This window comes from Xylophilus sp. (assembly GCA_009914555.1).
Taxonomy (GTDB): Bacteria; Pseudomonadota; Gammaproteobacteria; order Burkholderiales; family Burkholderiaceae_C; genus WNDY01.
This window is the reverse complement of record WNDY01000084.1, coordinates 1-13,099: the sequence shown is the minus strand read 5'-3', so window position 1 is coordinate 13,099 and position 13,099 is coordinate 1. Positions and strand designations below refer to the sequence as shown.

The 13,099-nt window shown below is 55.6% G+C and carries 16 protein-coding genes and 1 pseudogene; 12 read left to right on the top strand and 5 right to left on the bottom strand.

The genetic code is table 11. The annotated features are described in order from the left end of the window. On the bottom strand, positions 1-508 hold a 508-nt coding region (locus GAK38_RS21865), incomplete at its 3' end, for a transposase (RefSeq protein ID WP_325346951.1). Then, the gene (locus GAK38_RS21860) at positions 490-831 is read right to left on the bottom strand and encodes a hypothetical protein (protein WP_325347032.1); all 342 of its coding nucleotides are present in this window, start codon (positions 829-831) and stop codon (positions 490-492) included. The genes GAK38_RS21860 and GAK38_RS21865, both read right to left, overlap by 19 nt. 148 nt (positions 832-979) lie before the next feature. On the opposite strand from GAK38_RS21860, the gene GAK38_RS21855 reads away from it, so the two are divergent. The 6 genes from GAK38_RS21855 (at position 980) to GAK38_RS21830 (ending at position 4,092) form a co-directional block, all read left to right on the top strand. Continuing rightward, complete coding sequence (locus tag GAK38_RS21855) at positions 980-1,357, top strand: response regulator (RefSeq protein WP_325347031.1); 378 nt, start codon at positions 980-982, stop codon at positions 1,355-1,357. Positions 1,358-1,388: 31 nt separating this feature from the next. Continuing rightward, positions 1,389-1,610: a hypothetical protein gene (locus tag GAK38_RS21850; RefSeq protein ID WP_325347030.1), complete on the top strand. Its 222-nt coding sequence runs from the start codon at positions 1,389-1,391 to the stop codon at positions 1,608-1,610. Positions 1,611-1,679: 69 nt separating this feature from the next. Beyond that, positions 1,680-1,976 (top strand): hypothetical protein, encoded by a 297-nt coding sequence (locus tag GAK38_RS21845; RefSeq protein WP_325347029.1) that lies wholly within the window; start codon positions 1,680-1,682, stop codon positions 1,974-1,976. A 234-nt stretch (positions 1,977-2,210) separates the two neighbouring features. Continuing rightward, a complete protein-coding gene (locus GAK38_RS21840; protein WP_325347028.1) occupies positions 2,211-2,393 on the top strand; it encodes a hypothetical protein in 183 nt (60 codons plus the stop codon). A 122-nt stretch (positions 2,394-2,515) separates the two neighbouring features. Next, complete coding sequence (locus tag GAK38_RS21835; RefSeq protein WP_325347027.1) at positions 2,516-2,728, top strand: hypothetical protein; 213 nt, start codon at positions 2,516-2,518, stop codon at positions 2,726-2,728. Between the two features lie 182 nt (positions 2,729-2,910). After that, the gene (locus GAK38_RS21830; RefSeq protein ID WP_325347026.1) at positions 2,911-4,092 is read left to right on the top strand and encodes an RHE_PE00001 family protein; all 1,182 of its coding nucleotides are present in this window, start codon (positions 2,911-2,913) and stop codon (positions 4,090-4,092) included. A gap of 41 nt (positions 4,093-4,133) precedes the next feature. On the opposite strand, the gene GAK38_RS21825 is transcribed toward GAK38_RS21830, so the two are convergent. Continuing rightward, positions 4,134-4,817 (bottom strand): nucleotidyltransferase domain-containing protein, encoded by a 684-nt coding sequence (locus GAK38_RS21825; protein WP_325347033.1) that lies wholly within the window; start codon positions 4,815-4,817, stop codon positions 4,134-4,136. After that, a complete protein-coding gene (locus tag GAK38_RS21820) occupies positions 4,807-5,634 on the bottom strand; it encodes a WYL domain-containing protein (RefSeq protein ID WP_325347025.1) in 828 nt (275 codons plus the stop codon). Before GAK38_RS21820 ends, GAK38_RS21825 begins: the two co-directional genes overlap by 11 nt. A gap of 311 nt (positions 5,635-5,945) precedes the next feature. Between GAK38_RS21820 and GAK38_RS21815 the strand changes: the two genes are divergently transcribed. The 6 genes and pseudogenes from GAK38_RS21815 to GAK38_RS21790 all read left to right on the top strand — a co-directional run bounded on the left by GAK38_RS21815 (position 5,946) and on the right by GAK38_RS21790 (position 11,420). Continuing rightward, positions 5,946-7,193 (top strand): SMODS domain-containing nucleotidyltransferase, encoded by a 1,248-nt coding sequence (locus GAK38_RS21815; RefSeq protein ID WP_325347024.1) that lies wholly within the window; start codon positions 5,946-5,948, stop codon positions 7,191-7,193. Continuing rightward, positions 7,190-7,663 (top strand): hypothetical protein, encoded by a 474-nt coding sequence (locus tag GAK38_RS21810; protein WP_325347023.1) that lies wholly within the window; start codon positions 7,190-7,192, stop codon positions 7,661-7,663. The genes GAK38_RS21815 and GAK38_RS21810 overlap by 4 nt, the downstream gene beginning before the upstream one ends. Continuing rightward, positions 7,660-8,706, top strand: a pseudogene (locus tag GAK38_RS21805) (CBASS cGAMP-activated phospholipase). The gene GAK38_RS21810 and the pseudogene GAK38_RS21805 overlap by 4 nt, the downstream one beginning before the upstream one ends. 134 nt (positions 8,707-8,840) lie before the next feature. Beyond that, a complete protein-coding gene (locus tag GAK38_RS21800) occupies positions 8,841-9,713 on the top strand; it encodes a hypothetical protein (protein WP_325347022.1) in 873 nt (290 codons plus the stop codon). A gap of 229 nt (positions 9,714-9,942) precedes the next feature. Then, positions 9,943-10,482, top strand: coding sequence for a hypothetical protein (locus GAK38_RS21795; protein ID WP_325347021.1), 540 nt, complete (start codon positions 9,943-9,945; stop codon positions 10,480-10,482). A gap of 59 nt (positions 10,483-10,541) precedes the next feature. Further along, positions 10,542-11,420: a hypothetical protein gene (locus GAK38_RS21790; RefSeq protein ID WP_325347020.1), complete on the top strand. Its 879-nt coding sequence runs from the start codon at positions 10,542-10,544 to the stop codon at positions 11,418-11,420. 305 nt (positions 11,421-11,725) lie between these two features. On the opposite strand, the gene GAK38_RS21785 is transcribed toward GAK38_RS21790, so the two are convergent. Then, the gene (locus GAK38_RS21785; RefSeq protein WP_325347019.1) at positions 11,726-12,634 is read right to left on the bottom strand and encodes an ImmA/IrrE family metallo-endopeptidase; all 909 of its coding nucleotides are present in this window, start codon (positions 12,632-12,634) and stop codon (positions 11,726-11,728) included. Positions 12,635-13,099 lie beyond the last annotated feature (465 nt).

Below are 13,099 nucleotides of genomic sequence, written 5' to 3'. Positions count from 1 at the left end.
ATGGTGATTCGCCCGAGCCGTTCTTCGGCTTGAAGCTCTTGATCGACGCCCAGGCTTCGATCAGCGTGCCATCGACAGAGAAGTGGTCCGTTGACAGCAGCCGCTTTACCTTGGGCTGCGAAAGGATCGCACCCAGGAACTTCGCGGCGATGTCGCCTTCCAGCAGCCGGTCGCGGTTCTTCGAAAACACCGAATGGTCCCAAGCTGGATCGTCAATGCCAATGTCGACGAACCAGCGGAATAGAAGGTCGTATTCCAACCGCTCCATCAAAAGTCGCTCAGAGCGGATTGAATAGAAGGCTTGCAGAAGCATGGCGCGCAGAAGCTTTTCAGGCGCGATCGATGGCCGCCCGATCGGCGAATAGAGCGCTGCGAACTCCCGTTCCAGCAAAACGAGCGCGTCGTTCACGATCTGCCGGATTGCCCGCAGCGGATGATCACGACGAACACGATCCTCCAGATCGACATAACTGAAGAGTTGACCTGTCCTCACATCGCCGCCGCGCATCCATCAACTCCGAATCTCCACAAAGCCAATGAATCACGACCAAAGTCTTCACGCCAGGCCTTTTTCAACAGCCTGCTAAGCAGCATCACTTGCGTGAATTGGTCAGAACCGTGCAGACCTACAGTCATTGGCTCCTGTGAGCGTGTGGTCGTGTCAACCGCACGCGACAGGGATGGTGAATGCGGCAACTTTTCCGGTTTCTCGCTGCGGGCAACGAAACGCCAATCGATCGCCCCATCTGTCCGGCCGCTCGCTTGATGCAATGCAGCTTGCACAGCCGCAGCATGCAGGTCGGAACGCTTCTGCTTTGAGCAGGCCGGCATGAGCCAAACCGCCCCGCATTTCCTTTTCGATATCGTTCAGGCAACAATCTTCTTCGATTGGTCGAAACCCAGAACTTTCAATGCTTTCTCGAACGCAAGCCGTCGACGGAATTCCCGGCGGCGCTAAGTCCTCCATATGGAGGATACAATGAAAATCATGATTGTCGAAGACGATGCTCTTATCGCTCTCGAACTCGAGCGCATCGTCGAAGATGCAGGCCACGAGCTCGTTGGTACGTTCGCAACCTCGGAACGGGCGCTTGCGTATGCGATGAAGGCAGACGCGGCCCTTGTCGATCTCGGACTGGCGGACGGGCAGAGCGGGGCCGCACTTGGCCGTCGTCTTATCGACCAAAATAATATGAAGGTCATCTACGTGACCGGAAGCCCGGCGAAAGTTGGGTCGGGCATCGACGGAGCGGTAGATGTCGTCAGCAAGCCGTTCAGCGACAGGCGCCTCCTCGACGCTCTTTGCAAGGCCGCGCTTCCGTCACGACGTGAGGCCAATCTGGCGATCGTTCGCTGACCCGTGGGTATCAAGCAATCGGAGAGCGAGCATGCCGGACCAGGATTGGAAAAAGGACTTCCGCTTTGATGTGGAGGATTTCATAGACAGGTACGTCGTCAAGGGAGCGAGACCGGAGCATGTTTTGGATGCGCTCATTGCTACCGTGGAAACAATTCGCCGCGATGGCGATCGAGATTCCGACCCGGCTGATGATCCTGCAGTTCGCGATCCTGAGCCTTCCAACGATTGGCCGGGTGCCGATAAAGACTGAGGATTCTAGCAGTTTGGAACAACCTGCTGATCTTGGGGTTGCCTCATCAGTCAACAGGAGGATTTGACAATGGATCATACCAATCACGTACGTCTCTCCACGACGGAACTCACTCCAGCCATTCTTGAAGGCGCTACCATTTACGGCACCGACGACGAGAAGGTCGGCAAGCTTGATCATCTCCACGGTATGGGACCGACGGCCAAGGCGATCATCGACGTCGGAGGCTTTCTTGGCATTGGTGCAAAGCCGGTTGCCGTGAACGTCAGCGACTTGGAATGGATGCGCGATGAGGACGGCGATGTGCATGCCGTCACAACCTGGACCAAGAACCAGCTCAAGGAATTGCCTGAGCACCGCGACTAATGCGACCTGCTTACTTTGTTAGAGGCCCGGCGGCGATGCCGGGCCTTTTCTTAATTATGCCCATCTTGTTTGTGGCTCTGCGAGTTTTCGACCCTAACTTTCCGTCCTCGGATGTGGCGCACTTGACGAAACGTTAACGCGCTCTAGCTCCTGCGGTTCATATCGGGATTTATTTATGGAACCAATCTCGTGCCTAAAGGTTTTGACCGCACCCCAGTGTAGTGAGTGTGCGGAATGACCTATGAAGATCGCATGCAGATCGTTTTCGATACCGTCAGTAAAATGGCCGTCGTCATCTTCCGAGAAAAACTTACCTTCCATGGTTCTTTCACCACCCGGAATGCAGCCTATCAGGCTGGTGAGGACCACTGCCGACTGATGGGCTGGGACGACGCGCAACGCGCGAAAGTTTCATAAGTCAGGCATATCTTTTCTTAACCCGAAAGCGTACGATATTCTATCGGCTTCAGGGAATATCCTTGGCGGGGTCGCTTGGGAGATAACATGTGCTCTTGCCGTCTAACGGGAGGAGCATGGACATGCTGCAATCCCTTATTTCATTGGAAGACGACCAGATTGACTTGGTCATGGACTGCGTCAATCAGTGGTGCGAAATCCGTAGGGTCGAGATAGATAGCGTCGAAGGTCGTCGCGCACTAAATGTTGCTGTAAACATTCTTTGCAGCCGACGTCCTCGTAATTTGCTTGAAGAGATGAGTGCGCAGCTCGATCCGCCACTCGATGCGACCTAAGCTTGTCGCGGTTTGTTGGCCAGGATGGGGGTTCGCCCCCCTCGGCGTAGGGCGATCACATCCATGCGGAAATAATAAGCGTGTGTTAATTTCAAGTATCGATACTTGAAAATGCATCTAGTAATCATACGCAGTGACGAACTGTAATTATCATATAGCATTCGTTTAACGAATGATTTACCATGAATTCAATGCGTTACGATCTAGCCAAACTGCCCATCCAGAGCCTGCTGCAGCCTGTCACCGAAGCGACAGCCGCCCTGTGCCGCCTCGACGAGCGCATCGCCCGCTCAGCCGTCGGCCCCGGCCTCCTCGAACGCCAGAATTTTGCCGACGCCTGCGCCTCGCTGTGGCTCGACGGCGAACTCGTGCATCTCGAGGACCTCGTCCTCCACGACGCCGGCGCCGACGTCCGCGCCCCGACCCACGAACTGACCATCGCCCGCGACGTGCTGCGCAACCGTCGACGCATCACGACCCAGCCGCCGGCCTGGGCGCTCAGCCCCGACGGCCTGCGCACTCTCCGCCGAGCGCAGGCTGAACCTGCGCTTGGACCATTATCCCGAGACAATGAGGGTGTGGCTGATGAAATTGATGGCGAACCACCGGGGGGAGGGGAGGGGAGGGGAGGGGAGGGAGAGCGCGAGCAACGAGGCGGCGCCAACGAGTCCGATCCGGACATGAGTGTCTTCGCCGAGATCGACGCGATCATCGCGCGCTCGAGTGCAGCGATTGAGGAAGCAAAGCGCCCCGGCCGTGTCGGCGCGAGCGGTCGCGACGCCGATAAAAAGGCGCTGGTCTACGATCTCGACTGGGACGAGGATCAGCGGCTCGAGGAATGGCGCGACGTCGTGCGGCAGGCACAGGAGCTGCCGCCGGTGCTGGCGGCGATCGTCGCCCTCGATTCATGGGACGAGTTGTCCGTGTCGCAGCACGCGCCATGGCTCGGCCGGCTGTTGGCCGCGGCGCTGCTGCGCCAGGCTGGCATCTCAACCGGCGGCCACTTGGTGGCCCTCAATGTTGGCCTGAAAACCATCCCGGTCGATCGGCGCCGGCATCGTTACCGCGACACAAGGCTGCTGGCGATCGCCCAGGGTTTTCTGGCCACCGCCGAAATCGGCCTGAAGGAGCACGACCGGCTGGCGCTGGCGCGGACCATGATGGAGCGGAAGGTGTCGGGGAGACGAACGTCTTCGAAACTGCCGGAGTTGGTCGAGCTGGTGATGGCTAAGCCATTGGTGTCGTCGGGGATGGTAGCGGAGACGCTCGGGGTCACGCAGCAGGCCGCACGGCGGATCGTTGTGGAGCTGGGGCTCAGAGAGATGACGGGAAGGGGGAGGTTTCGGGCGTGGGGGGTATTGTGAGTAAAATTGTCCGGTCAAAGAACCGAACCCATTCAGCAGACCTAGCCATACGGTGTCGCTATGCTTTGTTCGCTAAGTTGCTTCAAGAGTTGGGTGCCGACTTGGTTTGAAGTTGAGGAAAAGTGCCTTCTCCATGCGGATTCGGACGCATCTGCGCCCAATGGATCTGGCAGCTCCTCGAACTCAAGGAAAGATCGTAGAACAGCGATCGTCCCAGGCGAAGCGTTGCCGTGTCTTGCAGCCACCAACTGACTCGTGCCCTCGAACGCAGACATGGAAGCAAGCTTATCCGCGGCGAAGAGCGGGCGCCCTTGCATTGCTGACTGAGCTATGAGGACCGTTCGAACTGACCAAGCGATACGTTTGGCGACGAGAGTCGGCGAAATAGATTGATGGTGATGCACAAGATACCAGGCTAAATCGCCTCCGTGCCGAACCTCTGGCTGGTAGGATAGCTTGGGCCTGAAGAGTCCACGAAGAACTTCGAGTACGTGGTTTGGATCGAAGACGCTCTTTGCCTCCAATACAATATGATAGACAAAAAGGTCACCGTGTATCGCTTTGTCCTTCAGCAAGGAAAGCGGATAATAGGTCATTGAATGATGTCCATCGGTGACGTGATAGCTGCGCGTCTCGTCGGTCACCATTAGTAAGTCGTGATCCGATTTCTCTCCTTGATCGCCTCTTGCCCAGCTTCCATAGAGAAAGATGGCCTCAATGGTCATCACGACCGCCCAGCCTTGCGAGGGCTCGCTTGATTGCCTGCTTTGATAGAAGGCGAGTTGCCTTCACTGTCTGGTCCACGACCTCGCGATTTAGAAGGACAAGCTGCTGTTTTGATGGATGGAGCTTACCCGGCTCAACGTCGAGATTGTGCTCAGACATAAGATAGAAGGCCATGCTGAGCCTAGTTGGGCAAACCAGCTTGTTGTCAGCCATGCCGTATTCAACAGCTACACCATCCTGCTGGATCCGGGGAAGATCTGGGTTGGGACCGATTTCTAGATCCAATGTGTGTGACCAACCATAATCTAATTCAACTTCAACCTGAGCTGGCCCAGCCATGCGGAGATCGGCAATGCGGTTTAAATTGTAGTCCCTGAATTCTTCATGTTCGACGGAGTACGCGCGAGCATACCAACGGCTCGAGTTGTAAAAGATCGCATGCGGCGCGATCGTTCGGGGCGCATCGGCACTTTCTGTGAGCGAGCGATACTCTATTGTGATCAAGGTCCTGTCTCTAATCGCGTCCAGTACGCCGAGAAGCACACGTGAACTCGTCGGTGTTCGCTTGATCGTCGTGACGTCAAGCGGAGGAATTTTGTCGAAATCGAACCATGTCTCATCCCGCTGCATCCAGCCGTTATCGATCGCAACAAGCTGAAGCAGGAACCTTTCTGAGCTTAGCTCGATCAACGCGGGCTTATAGGCTGGGGTTCTCACATAGGTCTTAAGCCCGCGATCATATTCCATGTTCTGCGGCGCGAGCCGTTCGTAGTGGGCCAGGTCCGACGAAGCTTGCTGCACGGAAATGTCGAACATGTCACGGATATCGGCCCTATTTACACGCCGGTTCCAGAAAAGTCGGAAGTCAATGAACTCCAGACGCTTGCGAAGAGGCCATCTCTGGGGTGCGTCATCCGGGTTTTCCACAGGCATTCTCACATTCAATATTCTTATTGGCATTTTATCCGTCGTATTTCTTGACGGATTGCCATCTGATACCAATCTTAATGCGTGCGATGGTCTGAGGTCAACCAACCGACCTTATCCCGCGCACACGCAATCGACGAGGAGGACGTCAATGATTAGAAACTGGGAGGCTGCGAGCCTCGTACGCATGGAGTGTTTCGATGAACATGAATATTCCCACTGGTATCAACCCGTTCCTTGATCCGCTCGATCGCATTCTTGCGGAGATCGCGTTTTCTATTCAGCTTCCGCCGTCGCTTCATGCAACTGCGGTCGGCCGCTACGAAGCGGTCAGGAAACACCTCGAAGCCACCGCTTCGTTTTTTGGCGATATCGAGCATTTTTACCCGCAGGGCTCCATGGCGATCGATGCCACTATTTCGACCCGCGGCACTGACGATGAATACGACATTGATATCATCACGCAGGTTGGTGGCAGGTTTCGGTCCTTGTCCCCGCTCGACGTTCTGCTCACCCTGGAACGTGAGCTCACAGGATACCGCGGCCTTAAGGTGACGCGCCAGACTCGCTGCGTCACACTGCACCATGCGGACAACATGCATTTGGATATCAGTCCCGTTGTCCGTGATTACGGCTTTCCTGATCGACAGAGCCACATCATGCACGCGAAGGGACCGCAACATGGTGCAGAGGACTGTCGCGTTCCGACCAACGCTTACGCGTTTGTCGAATGGTACAAGCGCAACACTCCCAACGAGACGGTCGTACGGGATGCCTTCCGGCAGCGCTGGCTGGATGCCAAAGGGTTCGCCGCGGATGCCGAGGTCGATGACGTTCCGGACCAGACGCATTTCGGCGTCAAGAGCATGGCAACGCTCGCTCTGCAGCTCGTCAAGCGCTACCGTAACATCCGCTATGACGATCCGCGTCGCACCGGCCGACTGCCGCCGTCGGTGATGCTTGCATACTATGCGGCCAAAACGTCGCGTCCTGGTCAAACTCTGACAGAGGCACTGGTTGGCGTTTGCAACGCGATTATTGCTGATATCGCGTATGCCAGCGCGCGAGGTCGGAAGCTGCACGTAGCGAATCCAGAGTATGATAACGACGTCTTTACGGATCGTTGGCCTGAAAACGTTCAACAGCAGAACCTGTTTGCAAACGACCTTCGTGAACTGGTTCAGGGTCTTGAGGTCTTGCGCGCCGGCAAGGCGGATCTGACCAAAATTCCTGATTGGCTTCGGGAAATGTTCGGCGGGCGCGTGGTGACATCCGTCATCGATCGCATGGCTGCCAGCAACGGTTCGGCGATACGGTCCGCAACGCAGCTTTACACCCCGGCTGGTGCGGTTTTTGCCGGCGTTGCCGCGCTCGCCGCTCCTGCGGTTGCAAAGACGTCACCCATCATTAGACCATCGTCACAGACGTTCTTCGGAGACGCTCCATGAGCGTCCTGCTTCCTTTGTCTATCCGCGAACAGAACGCGGAACTTCGGCTAGATTGGCCGAAGTTCCGTACTGTCTTGTTCGAGCCAGGGCGCCAGCGTGTGATTTGGCGTGGGGAGGTATGGCCCGGGATAAATCGCTACAAGATCGAAATCGAGTATTCGATGGAACGGGTAATAATGGGGCCAAAGGTTCGAGTGGTATCTCCGTCGCTGACGAGGCTGCCTGGGAATCCAGAAGGCAGCCTTCCGCATGTGTACGAGCGTGATACCGATCCCTACCTCTGTCTTTTCGATCCGCGGGGTCGTGAGTGGACGGGCTCTGGATGTCGATTTCAAAAAAGATTATTCCTTGGGCGCTTGATTGGTTTGGTCTGCTACGAGGGCTGGCTTCTTACCGGAGCGTGGCACGGGGGTGGCCGCCACGTGACAGGCGAAATCGGGATGAGCTTTGATCTGGAGGAGGCGCGGTGAGCTACACTCCTCCCCGTCGGTCAGATGGCACCATAAAGCATGTCCGTGCGAAGCTTCCTTGGCCCAAGGACCGGTTGTTCCGGATCCTATCAATAGATGGCGGCGGAATTCGCGGCCTGTTTCCCGCGGCCTATCTAGCGGAGATCGAGCGCAGGTTTTTGGGTGGTGCCTCGATCGCCAAGTATTTCGACATGGTCGCCGGCACCTCGACGGGCGGCATCATCGCGCTTGGCTTGGCAACCGGGAAGACAGCGAGAGAGATCTCGCAAGTTTATACTGACCGTGGCGAGTAAATCTTTCCCAGGCCAAAGCCACTTACGGGACTGTGGAGGTGGCTTCGCTCACTGCGGACATCGAAGTATAACCGTTCGTCGTTGCAGGACGAGCTGCTCAGGGTTTTCGGGCACGAGGTCCTCGACGATGCGAAAACGCGAGTCGTTATCCCGTCGTTCGAAGGAGAGTACGGAGAGCCCTTCCTGTACAAAACCCCGCATCATCCCGACTATCAGATGGATCGCCATAAGGCGCTGGTCGATATTGCACAACATACGGCCGCAGCCCCATCATACTTTGCTGCGGTAGAGAACCATGGCTATCAAATGCTTGATGGCGGGATTTGGGCAAATAACCCGATCATGCAAGCGCTAGTTGATGTCCTCGCTTGCTACGATGTTCCTCGAGAAAACGTCCGTATTCTGTCCATCGGCACCGGTGACGAAACCGTTGAACTTGCCAAGCGCCATCTATCAGGAGGCAAGATCGACTGGGGTGTGTCGATGCAGGTCCCGTTGTTGTTTCGGCTAGCGGCCCGTGCGCAATCTAAGAACGCGTTGGGTCAAGCGTTTCTCCTGGTCGGGAAGCCAAACGTCATCAGGGTGGATATGGACGAGCGCGAACGCCACATGGATCTTGATGATGTCCACCGGGCGAAGGCGGAGCTGCCGAACTTCCCTCGATCACATGCTGAGTCCAGCGAGCAGCTCATCAAGCACATGTTCTTGACTGACGAGGTCGATGCGTTCGTCAGGTGCCCGCACAAGTGAGAGGGGCATCGATTTTCGCCGTGGTGGGGATATGCCACTAGTGTGATTTGTAATGGGGACCGCACGCAACGCTGACCGCGAAAGGACAACGGAATATGAGTTGGGGTGACAGGCAAAGGGATTTGGATACAATCTTGGCCGTCTGGCCGAGCTACGAACCACTGACCGGCATATGGCACATGCAAGAACTGGCGGTTGGTAAGACGGGCAACCCGAAATGGCGCGATCGCCAGATCCCGAGTGCGGGAGGCGGCATCAAGATGGACTGGTACAGAGATGCCGATACTGCTCTCGCTGCTCGGCTTGAGTTGAACGCTAGGTATGAGGCCGACCTGAAGGTGAGCCCCATCGATGAGGAAGTCCGACACTCGCTTCAGCTTAAGGCCTCGAAATCACTTCAGGCAAAGGAGAGATTGCAGTCCGAGGAGGCGCTAATGCTTGCAGATGCGCGACGTCGTAAGGCATCTGTGCCGGCCCCAAGTGCAGCTGAGTTGAAGTTAACCGCGCGGGCCGAGCCATTGAGAGACGCTCTCGCGGATGCATTGGCGGAGTTTCCCTATGTAACCGGCGTACGGGTTGGAGAACTTCATGAGCGCCTCGCGATGGCCAAATCTTATAGCGGGATTTGGGATTTGCTGGCCGATGGCAGCCTGCACAAACGCGGTGCTACATTAATAGAGCGTTCGAAGATTGCATCTGGTTTTGACCTCAATCCCACGGAACATTGGGGAGAAGTGAAAGCGAAGATTCGAACGATATTGCTTCCGCGCGCGAATCAGCTGTTGCAACTTTCGAGTGTTCGTAGGCTGCTCGATGAAGCGCTGGCTCGTGGAGAAAAGGCACTCGTCTGTAACGGAGTAGTCTTCTGGTACGAGCCGGATGGAAATGTTGGATGGCAGGTCAAATCGACAGACACCGTAAAATCTGGTGAAGGTACGACACTCTGGGCCGAAGGGACTATCCGTTTCCGCAAATCACGGCCGGTTGGTAATCCTCCCATTCATTAAGGACAATGGAGAGCGCGTGAAAGGACACACGCGCAACGCACCCGGCGACGGTCCTGCAAAGTCGAGGCATCCCAGCCAGTACGTAGAAATGCCGTTTAAGGTATTGAAGGGCGATCTTATGATCGGGCTGTTTGGAGAGCTGCCATATGAATAGCGGCTCTCGGCAGTCCCTGCCTCAGGCTCTTGCTGAACAGACAAACCCGCATGTATCGGACAATCCAGGTGCGAAATGGATAAAACAATCACGGCGTTTAAGCCTAACCAAATCCGGTCTTTTTTTGCCAAAAGCGATTTGCTCGATCGCATGACGCTGCGACCGCTAAGCCACATTACCACAAGTTGGGAATGCGCGTGGAATGGGGAGACACGCCAGTATGAACCGGAAGCGGATAGTTTTGCCGCCGATCTCAACGCGGTCATCGATCTTTTGGCTACCTGTGAAAGGCCTGAGCGATATCACGATCACGAGGATACGCTCGCCGAGCGAACGCTAAGCCAACTCAAATGGCCCATCCAGAAAAAAGGCGCCCAATGGCACGGCGCCGACTATCATTCAATCCTGGAACAGGGAGCATTCGGCGACATCGGCCAGGAAGATCTTATTGCAGCAGCAGCCGGCCGGGTCTATGCGGCCATGGAATTTGGTCAGTTTCATTTCGACGACATGGAAGAGCGCCATCTCAATATGCTGGCCGGCTTGATTACCATGATCATTTACCATCGGGACTGTGACGGGTCCTCTTTGCGCATTGCCGAAAAGGCAGACTGATCTTGTGCAAAGCACCTACCGGCAATCGTGGCCATCAAGTTCGTGAGATTGAAAGCTAAATGAAGAAACCTGTCTACGATCGGAAAGAGGAAGTCGATCTTGAGCCTTTCGCCGCCTTGGTCGGTGACGATATCATGGACTTCATTTTTGAGAACGCGCCGCGGAAGGTCCTTACCCGAGTCGCGCGGGCCCTCGAACATTACGTGCGCGCAGGAAACCTCGAAGGTATCGATGAAGAAATGGGTGCGATCCGGCTGATTGCGGGCGAGGAAGAGCTGGTTGTTGCTGTCTTTGAATGGCTAAAGCTAAATGCCGACAGCTTCCCCGAGCACATGGATTTCGTCGGCAAATTTAAGAATCACGTGGTGAAGCTTGCGTTCTATCCTGCGCTCCTTCAGTTCCGCTTTATTTTGAGCGGCTTTCTGCGGCACGGATTGACCATGGATGGGCTAGAGTCGGTAATGAATTACACGCCCAAGCTTGTGATCGAAGGAAAGCGCATCAGGCTGGCGCTCTATGACGCGAATGGCAAAGAACTGATACGCGCCAATCCTTTCGCTATCAATATTTCAAGGGAAGACATAGCGCAGAAGGATATGCCGAAGGCACTTCTCGGTGAGCTGGCGGGTACGGTGGAGGCCCAGCAAAAAGCGACACTTCGCGAGTTCCTGATATCGCGCGCCGATTTCCGCAACCAATTACTCTATGCGTCGGATGCGGGCAGCTTGGTAATGGGTGAACCGCTCGCCGACCTGCGGAAGACTTTTGAGCAGACCTTCCATGATCTGCTCTGGGTGCTAGCGCTGGTTGTTGGAGGTGAGCAAGCCAACAAGGACGGGGGCGTTGTGAACCAATTTATCAGCGTATACCGATTAGCCTTGATCGAAGCAAAAATACTTAAAACCGATAATTCGATTGCGGAGCCGGCGGGGGCCTAAAGCAACGCGGGGAAGTGCCCGCCCTGGAAGACCCGGTTCATATGCGATATCTGCGACACCGGTGTGGTCCGTGCCAATCCTCGACGATTAGGTTTGATCGCCTTGCGACGGAAACATCTTGATAGACCTCTGTATGCTGAAGAGGTCAAGTTGGGCTCGTGATCGCTTTGATGGTCTGGGCTTCCTAGCTTTCAGCGGAGATGAGGCGAAGCGGACCAAAAATACTACCCTGTCGCCGGATTGGTCCCGGCCTTATTTTCGAGAAGAGCACTGCTGACGATTGTTGTCTTCGGCCAAATAAGCAATCAGCGCTTCCCATATGGGAATAAAACGACCTCGCCTGACCCGATTGGAGTCCGTGGCGATTTATCGCCATTTGTCTTCAGGGTGACGACTTCAGCAGCTCCTCTCTCGAACCACCCTTGGTTCAGACCGCACAATGCCTCGATATCCGACGCTGAAATGGTGAACTCCGTGGCCAGCAGATCGGCTTTACCTCGAACACCATTTTCAACGATCAAGTTTAAGCTGTCCCGAAGCGCTTTTGGAGTTGTAATCGGCCAATGTTGGTCAAGCGGCTCGCCTTTGGCCCAGCCCTTGGCAGAGTAGAGTTTGTACAGTTGGCGGGAATAGTCCTCGAGTATGATTTCGAGATCCGACAGTCGCTTAATCTGAGCCTTGATCGATACTCTCCAGCGCTCTTTGAGCCTCGTCAACATGGCCAGTGATGGGTGCTTCACTTCGTGCGGGTAGGTTGTTGATGGCAAAAGTATAGCGCTTGCCAGCCGGAAAGCTTGCTGTTCGATAATGCGACGATTCTCTTCAAACTCAGATTCCGAGACATTTTTGTGCAGGATTGCGTGGGCCAGCTCGTGGGCTGCATCCATCTGACGGCGAGGAAACGACATCTTGTCGGTCGCGAGCAACACATGTGGACGGTCATCGACTGGAGACCAACTACATAGTCCGTCGAGCTTCGTCGTATTCATAGGGATGGTTGCGACAACGATTCCTACGCGCTCCATCAACGCTACGACGTCAGTGCACGGACCTTCGCCCAGGTTCCAATGGCGGCGGAGCTGCAACGCGATATTTTCAATGTCGTCATCGCGCAGGTCGGTGTATCGACTGCCCGAGAGCACATCCGGGATATCAACATCAGGTAGATCGACGTAGTGACCTAAGACGTAGCTGACCTCTTGAAGCCAATGCATTTGAGCTTTCTGCAAGTTCAGGTCCCGAACAAGCGTGCTCGCTAGCGAGCGCAGAAAAGTCGACCGCTCGCTTGCGAATGGCGGGCGAAGGAAAAACTCAGGCCGAACGTCAAGCTCGGCTGCAAGGCGGATTAGCGTCGTGTGTGTAGTCAGGGCTCTGATCAGCGTTCTCGTCTTCCCAGCGGGAAACAGACGTTGGGCTGACACCCAGACGTCTAGCAAGGGCTGACTTTGTCGTAACGCGTCTCGCGTTTCGAGCTTCAATCAAACGGGCCGGAATAAACCCTGGTGTACCAATTCTCATTGCCATGAATCCAACAAGCTCCGTACTTGGTGGTACGTAAGCCTCCGGTGAAGGCCACAGGTCAGGCAGCCTGAGCGTTGATGGTCGGCGGTGTCCAATTCCAAGGAAGCAGTTGCTCGAGCTTGGTAATCGGCGTGCCCGCGATACGGGCAAGGATGTCG

Coding starts and splice junctions, on each gene's coding strand:
- GAK38_RS21860 (WP_325347032.1), bottom strand. CDS start 831: ATGCCGGCCTGCTCAAAGCAGAAGCGTTCCGACCTGCATGCTGCGGCT.
- GAK38_RS21855 (WP_325347031.1), top strand. CDS start 980: ATGAAAATCATGATTGTCGAAGACGATGCTCTTATCGCTCTCGAACTC.
- GAK38_RS21850 (WP_325347030.1), top strand. CDS start 1,389: ATGCCGGACCAGGATTGGAAAAAGGACTTCCGCTTTGATGTGGAGGAT.
- GAK38_RS21845 (WP_325347029.1), top strand. CDS start 1,680: ATGGATCATACCAATCACGTACGTCTCTCCACGACGGAACTCACTCCA.
- GAK38_RS21840 (WP_325347028.1), top strand. CDS start 2,211: ATGACCTATGAAGATCGCATGCAGATCGTTTTCGATACCGTCAGTAAA.
- GAK38_RS21835 (WP_325347027.1), top strand. CDS start 2,516: ATGCTGCAATCCCTTATTTCATTGGAAGACGACCAGATTGACTTGGTC.
- GAK38_RS21830 (WP_325347026.1), top strand. CDS start 2,911: ATGAATTCAATGCGTTACGATCTAGCCAAACTGCCCATCCAGAGCCTG.
- GAK38_RS21825 (WP_325347033.1), bottom strand. CDS start 4,817: ATGACCATTGAGGCCATCTTTCTCTATGGAAGCTGGGCAAGAGGCGAT.
- GAK38_RS21820 (WP_325347025.1), bottom strand. CDS start 5,634: ATGTTCGACATTTCCGTGCAGCAAGCTTCGTCGGACCTGGCCCACTAC.
- GAK38_RS21815 (WP_325347024.1), top strand. CDS start 5,946: ATGAACATGAATATTCCCACTGGTATCAACCCGTTCCTTGATCCGCTC.
- GAK38_RS21810 (WP_325347023.1), top strand. CDS start 7,190: ATGAGCGTCCTGCTTCCTTTGTCTATCCGCGAACAGAACGCGGAACTT.
- GAK38_RS21795 (WP_325347021.1), top strand. CDS start 9,943: ATGGATAAAACAATCACGGCGTTTAAGCCTAACCAAATCCGGTCTTTT.
- GAK38_RS21790 (WP_325347020.1), top strand. CDS start 10,542: ATGAAGAAACCTGTCTACGATCGGAAAGAGGAAGTCGATCTTGAGCCT.
- GAK38_RS21785 (WP_325347019.1), bottom strand. CDS start 12,634: ATGCATTGGCTTCAAGAGGTCAGCTACGTCTTAGGTCACTACGTCGAT.